At 57.5% G+C, this 15,686-nt stretch carries 12 protein-coding genes and 2 pseudogenes; 3 read left to right on the top strand and 11 right to left on the bottom strand.

Annotated features, from left to right (window positions below; all coding sequences use genetic code 11):
- From BM162_RS20470 to BM162_RS20460, 3 genes and pseudogenes are all read right to left on the bottom strand, one after another.
- A pseudogene (locus tag BM162_RS20470) lies at window positions 1-204 on the bottom strand (IS256 family transposase); the annotation flags it as partial.
- A gap of 92 nt (window positions 205-296) precedes the next feature.
- Window positions 297-950 (bottom strand): annotated as a pseudogene (locus BM162_RS20465) (IS5 family transposase); the annotation flags it as partial.
- Between the two features lie 31 nt (window positions 951-981).
- Window positions 982-1,989, bottom strand: a complete 1,008-nt coding sequence (locus BM162_RS20460) for a nuclease-related domain-containing protein (protein ID WP_093425551.1) — start codon at window positions 1,987-1,989, stop codon at window positions 982-984.
- Window positions 1,990-3,703: 1,714 nt separating this feature from the next.
- Between BM162_RS20460 and BM162_RS20455 the strand changes: the two genes are divergently transcribed.
- From BM162_RS20455 to BM162_RS20445, 3 genes are all read left to right on the top strand, one after another.
- The gene (locus tag BM162_RS20455; RefSeq protein WP_177215302.1) at window positions 3,704-4,354 is read left to right on the top strand and encodes a ParA family protein; all 651 of its coding nucleotides are present in this window, start codon (window positions 3,704-3,706) and stop codon (window positions 4,352-4,354) included.
- A complete protein-coding gene (locus BM162_RS20450) occupies window positions 4,354-4,962 on the top strand; it encodes a hypothetical protein (protein ID WP_143096258.1) in 609 nt (202 codons plus the stop codon). Before BM162_RS20455 ends, BM162_RS20450 begins: the two co-directional genes overlap by 1 nt.
- Window positions 4,963-5,085: 123 nt before the next feature.
- Window positions 5,086-5,400: a hypothetical protein gene (locus BM162_RS20445; RefSeq protein ID WP_093425547.1), complete on the top strand. Its 315-nt coding sequence runs from the start codon at window positions 5,086-5,088 to the stop codon at window positions 5,398-5,400.
- Between the two features lie 263 nt (window positions 5,401-5,663).
- On the opposite strand, the gene BM162_RS20440 is transcribed toward BM162_RS20445, so the two are convergent.
- The 8 genes from BM162_RS20440 to BM162_RS22570 all read right to left on the bottom strand — a co-directional run bounded on the left by BM162_RS20440 (window position 5,664) and on the right by BM162_RS22570 (window position 14,941).
- Window positions 5,664-6,692 carry a site-specific integrase gene (locus tag BM162_RS20440; protein ID WP_093425545.1) on the bottom strand — a complete coding sequence of 343 codons (1,029 nt, stop codon included), beginning with the start codon at window positions 6,690-6,692 and terminating at the stop codon, window positions 5,664-5,666.
- A 121-nt stretch (window positions 6,693-6,813) separates the two neighbouring features.
- The gene (locus tag BM162_RS22585) at window positions 6,814-7,221 is read right to left on the bottom strand and encodes a hypothetical protein (RefSeq protein ID WP_143096257.1); all 408 of its coding nucleotides are present in this window, start codon (window positions 7,219-7,221) and stop codon (window positions 6,814-6,816) included.
- Window positions 7,222-7,775: 554 nt separating this feature from the next.
- On the bottom strand, window positions 7,776-8,075 hold the full coding sequence (locus BM162_RS20430; protein WP_093425542.1) for a hypothetical protein: 300 nt from the start codon (window positions 8,073-8,075) through the stop codon (window positions 7,776-7,778).
- 7 nt (window positions 8,076-8,082) lie between these two features.
- The gene (locus tag BM162_RS22580; protein WP_143096256.1) at window positions 8,083-8,301 is read right to left on the bottom strand and encodes a hypothetical protein; all 219 of its coding nucleotides are present in this window, start codon (window positions 8,299-8,301) and stop codon (window positions 8,083-8,085) included.
- 343 nt (window positions 8,302-8,644) lie between these two features.
- The gene (locus BM162_RS20425) at window positions 8,645-9,019 is read right to left on the bottom strand and encodes a hypothetical protein (RefSeq protein ID WP_218153153.1); all 375 of its coding nucleotides are present in this window, start codon (window positions 9,017-9,019) and stop codon (window positions 8,645-8,647) included.
- 2,201 nt (window positions 9,020-11,220) lie between these two features.
- Complete coding sequence (locus BM162_RS20415; RefSeq protein WP_093425538.1) at window positions 11,221-12,291, bottom strand: ParB/RepB/Spo0J family partition protein; 1,071 nt, start codon at window positions 12,289-12,291, stop codon at window positions 11,221-11,223.
- A complete protein-coding gene (locus BM162_RS20410) occupies window positions 12,278-13,639 on the bottom strand; it encodes a ParA family protein (RefSeq protein ID WP_093425536.1) in 1,362 nt (453 codons plus the stop codon). Before BM162_RS20410 ends, BM162_RS20415 begins: the two co-directional genes overlap by 14 nt.
- Before the next feature lie 333 nt (window positions 13,640-13,972).
- The gene (locus BM162_RS22570; RefSeq protein ID WP_143096254.1) at window positions 13,973-14,941 is read right to left on the bottom strand and encodes a helix-turn-helix domain-containing protein; all 969 of its coding nucleotides are present in this window, start codon (window positions 14,939-14,941) and stop codon (window positions 13,973-13,975) included.
- Window positions 14,942-15,686: the final 745 nt, after the last annotated feature.

Here is a 15,686-nt window from a genome sequence, read left to right as displayed (position 1 = left end):
GCGTTCGGGCAAGTGACCATGGCGCACCAGCCGCGCACGACCGTCATCGAGCTTCTCTCCCGAAAAGGAGGCCATCAGCTCGGCCAACTCCGCCTGGATCGCCTGTTCGATCAGCTTGCGCGCACCGTCGCGGAGAACATCGGTGAGTGGGTCGGCGCCAAATCCCGATGGATCGCGCAACTGGGTGATGGTATCTTCTGACATGTGGCATATCCCTTTCTCGGCTGAGAATTGACGGCGTCTGAACACCGCCATGATATGCCGCCCCTCAGGGCATCACCAACTTTCGCGCGTTACTCCTCCTCGCCGTGCAGAAGCTCGTCCCAGACCTGGCTGTCGTGCACCTTCGCCGTTGTGGTTTCGAGGCTGTGCACGATGCCGCTGTCCGCATCGACGCCCACATGCGCCTTCATCCCGAAGTACCAGTCGTTGCCCTTCTTCGTTGACGACATCTCGGGGTCCCGCGCCTTGGCCTCGTTCTTGGTCGATGACGGCGCGTCGATGATCGTCGCGTCCACGAGGGTGCCCGACCGCAGGGTAATCCCCTGGTCGGCGAGGTGTCGGTTCACCTCGCCAAACAGCCGCTCCGTCAGTTGGTGCTTCTCCAGCAAATGTCGGAACTTCAGGATCGTTGTCTCGTCGGGGATACGGTCATCGCCGAGTTCGATGCCTGCGAAGCGCCGCATGGCCTCGCTGTCATACAGCATCTCTTCGGCCATCGGATCGCTCAACGCGTACCACTGCTGAAGAAAGTAGACCCGCAGCATCGTCTCCAGCGACATCGGCGGACGCCCTCCACGCGCGCCGCGCTTCGGATAATGCGGCTCGATCAACGCCAACAGGCGCGTCCATGGCACCACCGCTTCCATCTCGGCCAGGAATTTCTCGCGCCGCGTCCGCTTCTTCTTCATCGCGTGGCGGAGACCGGGAAAGGCGGGCTGTTTGGGCATCGGCAGAGGGTCCTTCATCTTCCCGACCACTCTACTGCAACCCGCTCAATGCGCGAGGTTTTTCAGAGTCTCCCATAGAAAGACGATCAAGCTCGGTGAGAAGGAAGTCCGAAAGTCGCTTATGCGATGGCCTGCGCTCGAAAACCTCCCAGTATTCGACGCTGCTCTCCACGTCGTGCGCCACGGGGTTCAGAATGTACTTCTCTGCGAAACTATTTCTGTCGCGCAGCCAGTGAAATATGTTGCGCTCACGGCCCGCAATTTCCATCCTGCCCTCTTCAGTCTGATAATGGGCATTTTCACAATGAGCGAAGTCCCAAAGCCGGAGGGTTGCAGTGTTGCGAGGGACCCTCTCCTCATGCGCCTCATACTCTGTATAAACCTGTCCAGGGTGCTTGAATGTGGCTCCGCCTTCAGTGACGAACCCATTGAACCTGCGCCGCCCGGGTTCGAACACCCCATTTGACTTGACGTTAAAAAAACGCGTTAATATTTGCTTCCACGGATCGCCGGAAAAATCTGAACTGACATGCTGATAAGGCACGTTACCAAAAAAACGCCGGAGCCCCTCCTTCGCATTCGCCGCCCGGACAAATTGATCTAGACTGAATACACTGTCTCTTTCCATATCCGAGATGGCACTAATGTCTGCTTCTCCTGACATAAGAACTATCCCATGGACAGCCGGAACTGCTAGACCGCGTGTTTCCCTTCGGCTCTTTAAGTGGCCCTGAAGCTTCTCGTAAACCTTCCGCTTGATTTCTGTAATCTTTTTTACGGGAGAAGCTCCACGATCCTGCCCATTTTGGATCCAGTTTCCGCCGTCAGACTCAACTTTTCCATACCAATCCTTCACGTCCGCAACAAAAACATAGTGGTCGGCTACGATCACCAAGTCCACCTCACGGGTCATCCCCCTGCCTAACACTAGATCGAGGTTCGTGTATGCGTACCAACTTCTAGGAAGATTTTCTTTAAGAGTGGCTGCGCATTTGACTTCACGCGGATGGAGGCCGGAGCCACAGTTAGTGATCTTCATTTATAGCCTTTCGCCCTTCTTCCAGTGGAACACTACTGCCCACGACGCGCCTGCTTGGTTTCGCCGTGCAACAAATTTTGTGCCCCGCATGCCAGGATCAGGCAATTTGACTCGGCTCCGCTTCAGGCGCCTTCTCCCGGTGCTCTCTGCGGATGCACGCCGCATTTGATTTTGTTGTTTGTGTTGGTGCGGCTCTCTGCGCCGCCGCTCGGAAGCCACGACGATGCCCCGCGTAGTCTCCTGCCGGATGAAAACTGAGCCAGTCGGCCAGTTGCGCTCGCAGCCATCGTATCTCAGTGTCTAGAGCCCTCTTGTGTGACCACTGACGTCGCACAGATGTGAGTAAAGAAGCCGCTGCAAGGCTTCGCGGAAAAGGTTGGCTCTATCAAGCGCTCGGGCATATCGGCACCAGCTTAGGTGAACGCGGCGTTGCTTTGGGAGACTAGCGAGCGACCTGCCAGTATGCACGCATAAATCCGGCTTTCTCTTGGCCCGTACTGACGAAGTCGACGCGACATGCTCCTCAAAATTTGCGTAAGCGGCGAACCACTCTTGCAGAAGTGCTCCCAGAAGAAGGCTAACAGCGTGGCTTTTTATGGGAGGTTTGGCGACTTCCACCAGTTGCTCCCTGAACGCGTCAGACGTTGGGCAGGAAAGCCGCGCGTAGGCGTTGACCGACGACGACGCGCTGTCGTTCACGCTTCTGACCCGTTTGAGGCCAGGTTACCGCAGAAATTTTGAGGATGCTCGTGCTTCTTCGACGACCGCGTGCACCCCAATGTTCGGGATCTGGCGAAGGACAGCCGTCGAGCCTCAGGCGGGCGCACTCCCCACCACCATACCGCAACTCATATACAACGCGCGCGACAAGCAGGCGCCCGCGAATCACCGGCTGCCTGCTTGTCGCGTCCCGCTGAAATTTTTCGTTTGCTGCGGAATCGCGCTGGCGCCCGCTCTGCTGCCACACGGTTCCGTTCACGCGCCCCCGATGCCGACAACTTGCTCGAGCAGCAGGTCGCCCGGGCATCCTTTCCGCCGTGAGCGATCCTTCACGGGAGACCACACGCGCGGAATTCGCGGAGCTGGGTTTCCGGCCGCATCGATTCCGACGGCATCGCGGGCGCCGACAGATATGTCGAGCCGAGCACGCAGCGCGGAGGCACGGCCCCCGAAGCTGCGGATCGCGGGCGGCGTCCCCCCGCTGAGCAAACACGCTCCTGCACCCAAGGCAGCGGAGAAACTCGCACCGGCCCCGCTCTGAAGAACCTGAACGCGCTGAAAAGCCGCGCCCACTCTGGCAGAGCCCGATGCCCCGAGGAAATGAAAGTGAAGAAGGCCGGTGAACCGCGCTTGCGCCTGGGCCGTCCGGCCTTCTCAGCCACTGAATACTGAAGTCGTGCCCCATGAATCAGGCCGCCCTTGGGGGATGAGATCCAATGGCTGAGGGTGACTCCCCAATGACGACCGTGAGCAGCAAAGGCGTCGCATACGGCCTGCTACGGATGCATGGTCCCTCTCCCGCAATCCAAACGAATTATTGCCCACCCTACGAACTTTATTCTTGCGAACGCTTGACAGGCGTCGACTTTTTGCAATTTGCATTTATGAGGAGACGAGAACAGAAGTTTTGATACATCCAACATCGAGATTTTGAAACACCGAACTCGATCCTCACCGGCATCAGACCATGCTATTTATGAGGAGGATTTCGAGCATGAAGATTTTAGTGATGAGCCCGAAAGGCGGCGTCGGAAAGACCAAGATCTCCCTGGGGCTGGCTTCCGTTGCACACAAGCGCGGCAAGAGTGTTCTGGCAATCGACTTCGACGATCAGAACTCGTTGGACACGACGCTGAGGGGGATCGACGACATCGACAACGCCGCCGGGCACCCGCGCGAGTTGATGGACGCTATTGAGCAGACTGGCGATGACCATGACGTGGTGATCTTCGATGTCCGCCCAGGCAGCGAATACACTAAGGAATACCTGCAAGCCGCCAAGCATGTTGATTTTACGGTTGTTCCGATCCAGCACGACGGGGAGGCAATCCTGTCCGCCGAATACATGGTCGACCAGTTTCTTGATGAGGGGGTTCAAAATTTTGGGGTCGTGATGAACAGCGTGTTGCCCAATGAGAAGCACTTGTCAAAGGTTCGTGAGAAGATGGCGGATTTGTCGGGCCCGGAACTCCAATGGCCAATGCTCGACAGCATCCTGCAATTTCGGACGGTCTGGGGGCACATCACCTTCGCTCGGGACCGCTCGAAGACACTGATCCACCACCACAAGGACGGGAAAGCGAAGGCAGAAATTGAAGCGCTTTATGACGAAATTGTAAGCAAGATCGGAGGAGGTAGCAGATAATGAGTGATTTTCAGGAAACGCAGGAAGTGGCACGCCCACCGCACTTCAGCGCCACCCGCAAGAAAGGAGGCGCCATGAGCCGCCTCGCGAACACTCCCGATCCCGTTGGACGCGCCTTCCACGGCGAGCGAAAGGAGCCGAACGCACCCCAGGAAGAGGTCGTGGCAGCGGAAGCGCCGGAGACGGTCGAAGAGACCCCACCTGCGGCCGAGAAGCCAAAGAAGGCACCTGCAAAGAAGAAGTCGGCGCCGCGACTTGCAAAGAAGCCCGGCCCGAAGTCTGAGCCCGAGGTCGAGACAACTGACGGCGAGGAGACTCCGGAGCACCAGATCAGGTTCTTGAAGGTTGTGGAAGATGGCGACGGAAAGATGATCCGTCGGGTCGACCGCCCGCCGAAGCAGCGTCGGTCGAGATCGTGCGAAGGGCACATGCCTTTCAAGGTCAAGGACAAGAATCACCACGCCGAGATCCGGGGAGCCATCATGTCTCTCGGCTACACAATGCAGGATTTTCTTCTCCTGGCGCTGCAAAACGAGCTCTATGCGCAGGGCATCGATATCGAGGTTAAGGGGCCGGTCTCCAAGCGCAGCACAAGAAATTATAACTGAGCCCCATAGATGAGTTATAGGAAAATGGGACTCAAATTCCGGCTCTTGATAAGCTTAATGATGTTTTAAGTTCATCCAGGTTATTGAAGGTGCCTGACGAACACGTAAGCATGAGAGAACTATATGAAAATCTGGAAATCAATGTTGGAGAATGAGGGGTATTACGCGGTTATCGGCGTCGTCGCCGAGAACGAACAAGACCGCGCCACCATCACCAGGGAGTGCTGCAAGAAGTTCACCGAGGACGAGCGCGAGGAGCTGGACTTGGATATGCTCGACGACGCCTGCGAGTACAGATGCTCCCGCACAGAGGAGATCGAGGGCTTTGATCTGGATGATGAGGCCCTTCTCGAAGCCAGCGGCAACTCCATAAAGTGGCAGGCACTTCTCGAGCAGGGGCGCGGCTACACGCTAATCGACAGCGGTGCGAACGCCTGATGTGCGGGTGCCACTCAACTTACAGGAGGGCCCCGGCATCATCACCGGGGGCCTTTTCCATTTAGCCCCTCCCAGTCCTCCAACTCCTCCTCAGACAGCTCGTCGAGGAAGTCGGGCAGCGACCTTACCTGCCCCTTTGGGATCCCGATCTTGAACGTGGAAGACCCTGACCTTCTTCTTGAGGCTTCCTGTCTGTCTCGGGTGAGTGTGGTGTTGGTCGCCGCATGTTGGTGCTCCCTGGCACCTTCGTATCACGGCTTCGATCAGCCGAAAAGTCGCGCGGCCGGGTTGTGCAACGCAGCGCCCGCTTGGAAATACCCGCGCGCGGTCTGCATACTGGTGTGCCCTGACATCTCCATCAAATTGAAAATGTTCAAGTTTTGCTTACCGCCTTCCGTGATAAAGCCGGAGCGAAGACTATGCCCGGCAAAGAGCGCGGGATCGAGCCCGGCTTGCTGTGCCCGCTCCTTGACGATCCGGGCGACCGTCTTGTCGGAGATGCCTGACTTCTGGATGAAGCCCTGAGGACTGAGGCGCCGGAAGATCGGGCCCTTGGTATCCCGCACCAAGGCAAGCCACGACCGCAGCGCATCTCCAGCCTCCCCGAGAACGGCTACTTCACGTCCGCCGCGCCCGTCCTGGTTAGTCTTTGACTTTCCGAGGGAGTAGATATAGCCGCCCTCCACTTCCACGAGGTCTTCGATATTGGCATCGGCGATCTCGGACCTCCGGCGACCACCCGACGAGAACCCGAACAGGATCATCGCGCGATCCCGGTGCCCCCGAGCATCGAAATCGCAGGTCAGTGCCAGGCGGTCCACGATGTCCTTCGTGGCCGCCCGCTTCTTGCTTGGCCGGTATCCTCTACGCACGGCCGCTTTCCGCGCCTTCATCAGGAAGTCCTTCACGCGCTGGTCGTCAACAGGATTCGGAAGCTCCTTAGACCGATGGAAGACCGACAAGGCATAGATTCGGCGCTCAATCGTGCTGATCGCATGTGGTCCGGGCTTCCCCTTTATACCGAGGTCGACCAGGAGCTCGTCGAGGTCGTCCGGCAACCCTGCCAGGTGTTCTGCGATGAACGCGATCACCGCGTCTCGGTGCATCGGGAAGTCTGGGTTTCGGCCTGAATGATAGGCCCAGGCTGCAATGTATCTCAGATCGCTTCTATAGGCCCGGCGGGTGTTGTCTGCGGTGCCGTCGTCGATGATCTCGCGGACCTGCTCGTAAAGCGCTGGATCGACATGGCCGCCCTCCCCTGCCCCGCTCATGCTGACAACGATCTCTTGCATCACAGCTCTCCCTCACACGGGATATACGACTTCACTTGCGCACACGCCAACTCAAAGCCGATTTGTTATCCTCAAGGGGCTGCGCTTATACCGATTTCTCCGCGAATTTCCACTCCGAACCTCACCACTCAAGAAAATCATATTTTTGAGCGGACATGTTGCGAGTAGAAAATTTTTTCGAGGTCAGGAAAATCGTATTTTCCGTCCCGGGTGAAACGGGCGTCCGGTCCAAGGCTATGACATCCGCCGTTCCTGCGCCGGTGGCAGGGCTGTGCGCATCGTCCGATGCGATAAAGGCGGCTGGCTCATTCGATGCAAGCAAAGCGTCTTTTTCGCGACCTGGGCACGCAAGCAAATTGCGCAGGAGGTCGAGAAGGCGAAGGAGACCGGCACGGCTCATCAAGAGTCCGGCCGGTCGGCGGATCAGCGAGACCCAGCGCGAGGAAACGGAGCAAGCCAAGGAATTCGTGCGGAAGTGGCAGATCTCGACATCGGCGCAGTTCATCGGATCCGACGGGCCGCTGACCATCTAGGAGACGCTTGAGGATACCGGCAGCACTGCCCTGGATGTCATCGAGCAGGAATCCCGACGCAAACCTCGTTCGCAAGCGGCACCTCGAGGATGTCCCCGCCAAGGTCTTGGCCCACCATGATAACGTGGCGGTTACCCGGATCAACGATATCATCCGGTCATCCATGCGGAAGATGCGCGAGGACGCTGAAGAGATGCAGTTATCGGCCGACGTGATCTGACGCCCTGCCTATTCGCCGGTGTCCACCCAGTCTCCCGACCGGCCGTCTTCCTGTCGTGCCGACCCCTGCATGGCGACTTCTGAGCTGCCTCGATAGAAAATACGGGATTCTGCGATTTCCCTAGCTCCGCATGCCGTGCACCGGACATGGCGATCTACTTCGCGTAGCGACGTGTCTTCACCGAAGCGGGCGATCAGCGACTTCACCGAGACGTCGCCCCGGTGCCCGCAGCGGCATTCGAAGTAAAGGTGGTGCTCGGGGATGCTCGAGAGCTTGGTCATAGGTGCGCATGTGGCAGCGTATCGAGGCGCCGACAAGCGTGCGTCGAGATCACTTCAGCTTGGGCCACCCGCAGAACAGCTGCACCGCAACCCTACCGAAGCTGACAACCCCAGCTACCTGCCAGAGTCTCCATCCCGTGTCCCCCACCTCGACCTCTCCGAGGGCGGGAATGAAGATGCCGATGAAAAATATGACGAACGCCGAGGAATAGGTTGTAAGGAAAATCGTTTCCAGCGGCTCCTGACGCATTTCATCGAAGAGTTTCTTCCGCTCACCTTTGTCGCGGTATGCGGTCACGATTGTGTGGGCGATTATCCAGATCAAAAGGCAACCGAAGATGAATCCCATATGGCGCTCACTGCCCGGTCAGTGATTTCACGTGGGCCTTCGCCTTCCCGAGCGTCAGAAACTTCTCGTCGCCGACATACCACCTGTTATCACGCTGCTCGATTGTGTAGCCTCGATAGTCCACACCCTTGTTGGCTTCCAGACGCTCATTAGTACCCTCCGCTTTTCTCGAACCTTCAGCCTTTGAAACGGCCGCAAGCGGAGCAAAATCGAGGCCATGAAGCACTCCATACTCGCGCACTACATGTAGAGTTTCGCGACTATGATCCCGCTTGGTCGAAAATCGCGATCCCGACTCGCGCCAGTGCTACTTGAACAAGCCCGCTTACAACTAAGGCGATGCCATCAGGAAGCAGGAACGGGCCATACCCAGCCTCCCAAGTTGCAAGCCCTGCGGATGCAAGCGATCCACCCAGGATGGCCCCGAGCCACCCTATAGAATTACCAGCGCAAGAATGCTACGACCAGAACTATATGCGGACTTCATTGACCGCTCTCCTAACTCAGTAACGTGTTTCCGGTCTTCCGAAGAAAGTCGGATGTTATTGCCGTTGGACCGATACCCTTCACTAATGCTCTGTAAGTGAGACTAGCACCCAATCATCTCTGTCCTTCTGAACCTCGCAGTGCCAGTCGCTGATCGTCATGCCGCCGAAGCCGTTCTCGGCTCGGAAGCGAGGGTTCACGGTGACGCGGCCGCTTCCGACATCTGCGCTTGCAGGCCACGATGCGTACGAGTGATCTCCCATCGCGCCCCAGTCCGCCGAGTCCGGATTCCGGAGGCGCGGCTCGATGAAGTATCGGCAGGCATAGCGCGCCCCGCTCTCCATTTGCTCTTCTGCGGACGGCTCCGGTTTGGCCGGATTCATCGTCTCCGACGTCCATGACCACCAGATAAGCGGCACCGTCACGAACAGGCTGCCTATTATGATCGTATCCTTCACTACACCCATGCACACACTCACTGATCGACGTCTGGGGCACAGTCTCGGTCCCGAAGTCACCCGTCAAGCGTGTGCAGCGTCCCAACGGGCAATCGTGTAAGCGGTGTGGCACCCGTGGTCGTCGATTTGTCTATCACGAACTAGCCGTTTTGTGGCTTTCGACGATTGTTCAGGATCCTCAGCGCTTTCTGGACGAGGCTCTTCCGGAGCTGGAGGTCATGCGCGATCTCTTCTGCCCCGTCCTCCGGTCTCTGGGCCAGATGGGAGCGGACGCGCTGCAAGAGGTTCTGGCGGTCTACGTTCGGAAGGCAAGCATCGTTCTCCCTCGCGATATCGCGCTCCGCGCGCTCCAAGACTTCTCGAGCACCCCAAACGTCGAATACCAAGGCAAGTCTCCTGATTGCCTCCTGTGCTCGGTCGGCCGGATTTGGAATCTTCAGTAGAGCTAAAGCGAAGCCGCCTTCCAAACGGTGGTCACGACCACCTTCAGTCAAACGGATCCGAGGAGGATGGGACTCTGTGACCACGTGCCGCCACCCGGCATCCTCACAGAGATCTTCCAGAGTAGTCTCTTCAAACCTCATGCTCCGTCACCTTCAGCGCAGGGTTAGAATAGCACTGCACCGATGAGGAGTTCGAGACCTGCGGTCAAACAGGGCGCGCACAGAGACGTCGACCTGCGCAGCCTTCCCTGCCCCGCCTGTGCTGACAACGATCTCTTTCACCAAGGCACTTCCTCAATAGGGATATAGGACTTCGCTTGCGCAAATGCCAACCCACAGCAGGTTGATCGTCCTCAAGGGGCTGCGCTTATACCTCCTTTTTGGCGCGTTTCTACTCAGAACGCCAGCACTCAAGAACGTCATTTTTTTGAGCGCGCATGTTGCCAGAAGGACTGTGATCGTTGGTAGCCGATGCCGCATCTCGACATCAGGTCCGCCCACGAGAACGAAAAAACCCCGCGACCGTTAGTCTGCGGGGTCCTTCTACGCCGTCTATTCGACGGGTAATGAGCTAGGCTCACTTAGTATTCTAAGCCGCCTAAATCGGCGGGTAGCGATCAGGCTTTGCCTACTTTCGATCCAGGAGATCGTATTTTTCGGCGCGCTGTCAGTTTTTACGAACTGATGCCTGTATGCGTTGTCGAAGCCACCTCGCGGCTGCGAGTTGATGCGCCTTCATTAGCGTACATTGTGGTGAATGTCAACGGCTTATTGCGTACCCCACTAATATTTTTTCCGGGCCGCAACCCGTTGCTGGTTACGATACCTGTAGTCCGTTCTCATCAGGCTTCTTAGGACGACATTGCATGGAGGCATTACGCTGCCGGAGGGCCCGAACTGGCGCGAGTGGGCCGAGGAAGTGAAGTCCCAGATTCCTCGCCGTGTATGGCGAAGCCGAGCTGTTGCCGTGGTAGACATGGACGGAGTGCTCGTACGTGCTATTGCGCGAAGGGCATCCTGCCGCTTCTACTGGCTATAACCGGATACACACGATTAACTGCCTGCATATACGAAGAAGGATGCCGACACCGCAGGTGACCTCGTCGGCCCGAGTACCGTGAGGCCCATGTAGTCGCGGGAGCGTGCCAGCGTCAGCTCCTAGGTTTCCGACGGCCGCACCAGGAAGCCAGCGCGAATGGCGAACATCTGGGCTACGAAATGGTCATCTAGACGTTCGTCGGTCTTCCGCCTGGAACTATCCCCGTATCGGTGGTCGTTGGCGACGAACGCTTGGCTATGTCTCCTAGGCGAAGGATCATAGCGAGTTCCGTCGCAATAGCCCGACTCCCTCCACGTCTCCCAGCTGGCGATGTGTGACAGCGAACGGCGCTATGCTGGGCGACCGCTCTACGCGCGCCCGGAACGCTGCTGCTGGACGTCGACTGGAACGAAAGTCACCGACACGCCCGGCGGGAAATCTACGATGCCCATGTCTCGAGGCACCTTCGCCGGAGGCGCAACCGAAGAGGCTGATCGCGGTGGCTGACGAGACTCCGGGGTGACTTACCCCTTGCACGCGAGCTTGGTCACCTCCTGGCCTTTCCCCCATATTAAGCTACCCGCTTAAAAAGGGGGAAGACATCCCGTCGGGCGGTCGGTCGTGGTCGCAATGAGAATATTCTGCGCGCTACCGAAGCAGGAAGCCGGAGACCATTTGATTTCTCCGGCTTCCTGCAAGATCAGATATAGCCCCCTGCCCTACTGGTCGTTCTCGTATCTTTCCAGTAGCGCCGTCAGTTCTTGGGTAAAGCGCTCGCGGGTACCTTCGCTAAGCTTCAGTCCGTCCACTGCGAGCGTCAAACCCTTGGCACGTGTTTTGATTTTGAGCTTACCGCCGCGCTTGAGGGGGATCTCCAGCGGAAGTGGTGCAGCAGATATTTCTGTAGCAATATTCTGGGCACTCCCCCCTGTATTCCGCTTGGCTTCTTCAGGTTCTCGTCCTTTGAGACGCCTCTTCTCCCTCGTGACGATTGCCTTGATCTCGGTCTGCGTAAGTTCCGTGAGCCGGTCGCCGTAAGCTTCTTGGAATTGGTCGAGGAGTTGGAGGCAGGAAAATCCAAGCGACACGGTTCCCTGACTGATACCCAGCTCTTCCGCTACCTCTTCCTGGTTCTTCTTCGACTGCTGATGCTGCTCTTTGTAGATCATACCGACCGACAGAAGCTTCTCAAACGGGCTCAGATCCTTTCGGGCCGTGTTCTCGAAGTAGCGTTCCTCGAGATCCGAGACGCGAGCGCCACGCGATATTTCTGTGGAAATAAACGCGGCGACCTGCCTTCCGAGAGTCTTGCAGGCCGCCAGCCTGCGTCGCCCCGACTGCAATGCAAACTGTGCCTCCGGCTGGATCTCTTGGGGTGAATTAGGATTGGGCTCCCAATCTGGCGAAACCGGGCGAACCCAGATAGGCTGCCGCTGCCCCCTCTTCTTGATGTTCTGGACGAGCTGATCGAACTCCTCCTGAGCCTTACCTTGTGCTTCCGCAGGAAGGTCCTGGATGCGGTCGGAGCCGACTTCATCTATGATCTGCTCTGGGGAGAGCAGCACGGGAAGGCTGCCGCTCATAACACCTTCCTCAAGAAGCCCCCGGATTCCTGCCAGCTTATCGAAGGCTGAATTCGATGCCAGCTTAGCAGGAGCGTAGTAGTTTGGCTTCCTGCCCTGCTTTGCAACCGGCTTGCTCTCTTCAGTGGGGATCGAATCCTGCGGCTGCTCGCGCTTGGCGGTAGGGATCAGCCCGGCGGGAACACTCATCTTCTTACTGCGCGCCATCTTCGGTCCAATGCTCCTTGATAAACGCTTCCGAGTAACCCCTCGTCGGAAAATTCTCCCAGATGCGGCTGACCAGGAAGTCGTTTACTGCGTTTGCGTTCGTGATGAAGTTCTTCGCTGACGCCTTGCGGCTGCGTGGAGGATCATATTCGTAGATGCTCTTATACTCCTCCGACGCATTCGCGATTGCATCAGAGCGGGTGTAAAAGCAGCTCGCGAAGAGTTCCTGACCGCGCTCCATTGCCTTCAGGTACAGGTCTCTCACTTGCAGTTTATCCTGCTCGTTCGCTTCCTGAACGATGGTGGGCAGGATGATATGCTGCCCGGCGCCGATGTCATCGACCTTATCGGTGCCGGAATCAACGAAGTATTCCAGCGCGTCTCTGATGCCGTTCACGTATGTCGTTAGTGTCGACAGGTCGATGCCCTTCACTGTCTGCGGGATCACCAGGTTCGTCGCCGCCACCACGCCGTTCAACTGCATCAAGGTAAGTGAGGGCTGTTGATCGATGATGATGACATCCAGTGTCTCCGTCAGAGCTGTTCTGTAACGGTCGACGTCGAACGATCCGTCTGCTTTACGAAGATCCGCGAAGCGTGTCGTTGGGGGACAGCCTTCATCCCACTGAGCGATTGAATCCTTAAGGAAGCGGTGCACGGCGTAGCCGTTCTTCGCGAGGAAGAAGAGTGCAATGTCGCCGCTGGTGATCTCGGGTCCGCCCGGCAGAAGCCGAACACCCGGCCATGGCGTCGGCTGCCACATCGCATCAAGCTCCTCGGCCGACCGTTCATCTCTTACGGTCATCCCTGGTTCAGAAGCACCGATGAACTTCGTCATGTCAGAGGCGTCGAGGCTGATCTTATCATCAGCAAAGTAGAGACTGGCCGTCGCCTGCGGGTCGCTATCGATGATTCCGACCCGGAGTCCATAGTTCAGATTGAGATACTGAGCGAAGTGGGCCGCCGTCAGAGACTTCCCTGTCCCGCCTTTCTGCGCACCGAAAGTGACAACAGGTAACGGATCGCCCGGCTGACGCCAAAAGAGGTAATCGTATTTGGCCTTACCTGCTGACGGCACCTGCAACACAGCCCGCATCATCATCGCTTCGTCAGGAGTGTAAGCCCGATCACGTCCGCTCAGCACCCCTTGGGGAAGCGCGGGCTCCTTGTCTTGAAGGTACATGAGGTGGTTGCGCAGCCAGCCATATTCGACACCAAAGAGACCGGCGAGATCGCGGGTGGAGAAGGTCTTCCTCACCCTAGATCGCAGGGTCAACCTCCGTTGCTGCTGGAGGTCAACGGTCTTCATGACCTCAGACGCATGCTGTACGAAGTCAAGTAAGGACATGCTCGCTCCTCTTGATCCCCCAGGCGACCCTAGGTGTTTGCTATTTCTGCCCTGTTCATGCACGAACCTGCACAATCTGTCGAATTATTTCTGTAGAAATATGGCCGGAAGGCGGAGAGGCGTCTGCCGCCGAATGCATCCAGCAGACAGATGTTCTCCGAGGAGTGGCGCTAGTATTTCTGTAGAAATACTCATCCGACTGCTCGCGTTGTATGGGAGGCGACTTGCCTTCCGCAGACCCACGGCGGGATCCGAATTATTTCTCTAGAAATATTCAGGTGGCACTCAGGCGCCGCGTTGTCGTGTGAGGAAAGAGCCGCCTCAAGCACACGCTCATCTCCGCTCGGGTGATGAGCACATCTCGGCTTGTCGGAGATAACTTTCCAGCGACCTCCTAGCCGTCAGGTCATCAACAACGCCGACGCTACATGTCCGTAGCATTGTCTCGAACTGGGCGGGGCTCGACACCTTCTTCCAGTGAGCGTGCCATGACTTCCGGATGTGATCGGCGATCCGGCAGGCAACATGCCCAGCGTTCGTCGGATGGCGATGAAGAAGCATCAGAGCTCGCTCGCGGACCTCATCGAGACCATGGACCACACCGGAATCCTCCCAAGCGTCCGCCAAGATCGCAGCAAGATCATCAGTCGAATATGCTGGGGTGGACGCACTCCCGCGAGATGCGAGCCACTTCTCAGTTCGTCGAACCAGATCTGAGGGGACAGGTGCGTTGAAACCAGGATACTGCGCGCCGCGCGTCAGCAGTTTCCACTGCTCAAGAAGGTCACTGACTACTTTGCTGCGTGCGGGACATTCATGCGCAGCGAGATTAGGTGCCAGTGGTTGGGAGGAATCCTTTTGGTTCATTTTATTGCGTTCAGCAGGCTGAACACGGTGTTCAACCTCTTGAACGCGCTCGCCGCTGACTCTGGTAGGAGAAGGGACGGTGGCGCCGTTGTTGCTGGTCGCCGCTTTCGTCTTCATCATCTTCCGGAACTGAGCGTAGAAGGGCAGGGTGAAGACCAAGCAACTCTTATAGCCGAAGCGCGTCGTCTGTTCCGTTTGGATCAGTTCGTGTTGGCGAAGTTCGCGGATATAATTGGAGATCGACGCCTTGGACCGCCGAAGCTTCTCCCCGAGTAGGCGGTAGCTGATGGAGCAGGTTCCCGTGGCGGCGTGGGCTTGTTCGCAAAGGTGAGCAAGTGCGAGCCGCGCGCCATGCGACAGTGTCTCCGGAAGGCTCGCGAAAAAGTTGCGCGGGAGGGACGTAAACCCGCGTTCAGTCGATAAATCCATGGTCATTAGACACAGCTTTCCATTCTCGCACGCGCTTTTTGCTTGCGAGCTTTTCGGTCCACTGCTATGCAGAAACTGTCTTACGGTTGCTGTGCATAGCAGTAGCGGAATCAGAGAGCTCGCCAGTTGCACCTGGTGAGCTTTCTTATTTGTGCTGATCGCCTATGGTGCCTGCATCGTTCTCGTCTCCTGCTGCTCGACCGTCGTCTACCGCGACGTGTGCACAGTGATGCACGAACCTGCTGAATAAAGCAATGATACAAATCCTGCGAAATTGTTAAGTTGAGAGTTGGCCGGTAAGTCTCTAATAACAAATGATTTTAACAGCTTGTACCACTTCAGAAACTTTACACAAAATATGGTGCACCGACGCGCGAGATGTGCCTAACGCGTCAGAATCGGTTCTCGGAGACTCACGAGTCGGTGATCTGAGCTTCCGATTCTGCGAACCGACACCATGCGGGGGTAGAGCAGGGGGCTTGGAGCCTGGGCCAGGCTTCTGCGCGGCATTTCTGGACCGACCCTCAGAGGCTGAGCGTCAGCTTCAACGCCTCGAGAAGCAGCGGCCGGGTCTGCGGATCGAGGAGAAGTCGCCGAAGAAGATGGCACAGGACGAGCAGCAAGATGCGCTGATCGGGACGAATGCTCGGAAGGGCAGGGGGCATCGAGCGCTCGCCAATCAGCTTCCGATACTCCCGCACCCTAGGATCAATCCGATAGCAGAGGTAGATGCCGTCCGGTAGGGTCGCCG

Source organism: Tranquillimonas alkanivorans, assembly GCF_900115595.1.
Taxonomy (GTDB): domain Bacteria; phylum Pseudomonadota; class Alphaproteobacteria; order Rhodobacterales; family Rhodobacteraceae; genus Tranquillimonas; species Tranquillimonas alkanivorans.
Note: the sequence above shows the minus strand (reverse complement) of the source record. Positions and strands in the feature narration are given on the sequence as shown.

Excerpts from the sequence above, each read along its gene's own strand:
- BM162_RS20460 (WP_093425551.1), bottom strand. The coding sequence starts at position 1,989 with ATGAAGATCACTAACTGTGGCTCCGGCCTCCATCCGCGTGAAGTCAAA.
- BM162_RS20455 (WP_177215302.1), top strand. The coding sequence starts at position 3,704 with ATGAAGATTTTAGTGATGAGCCCGAAAGGCGGCGTCGGAAAGACCAAG.
- BM162_RS20450 (WP_143096258.1), top strand. The coding sequence starts at position 4,354 with ATGAGTGATTTTCAGGAAACGCAGGAAGTGGCACGCCCACCGCACTTC.
- BM162_RS20445 (WP_093425547.1), top strand. The coding sequence starts at position 5,086 with ATGAAAATCTGGAAATCAATGTTGGAGAATGAGGGGTATTACGCGGTT.
- BM162_RS20440 (WP_093425545.1), bottom strand. The coding sequence starts at position 6,692 with ATGCAAGAGATCGTTGTCAGCATGAGCGGGGCAGGGGAGGGCGGCCAT.
- BM162_RS22585 (WP_143096257.1), bottom strand. The coding sequence starts at position 7,221 with ATGGTCAGCGGCCCGTCGGATCCGATGAACTGCGCCGATGTCGAGATC.
- BM162_RS20430 (WP_093425542.1), bottom strand. The coding sequence starts at position 8,075 with ATGGGATTCATCTTCGGTTGCCTTTTGATCTGGATAATCGCCCACACA.
- BM162_RS20415 (WP_093425538.1), bottom strand. The coding sequence starts at position 12,291 with ATGGCGCGCAGTAAGAAGATGAGTGTTCCCGCCGGGCTGATCCCTACC.
- BM162_RS20410 (WP_093425536.1), bottom strand. The coding sequence starts at position 13,639 with ATGTCCTTACTTGACTTCGTACAGCATGCGTCTGAGGTCATGAAGACC.
- BM162_RS22570 (WP_143096254.1), bottom strand. The coding sequence starts at position 14,941 with ATGACCATGGATTTATCGACTGAACGCGGGTTTACGTCCCTCCCGCGC.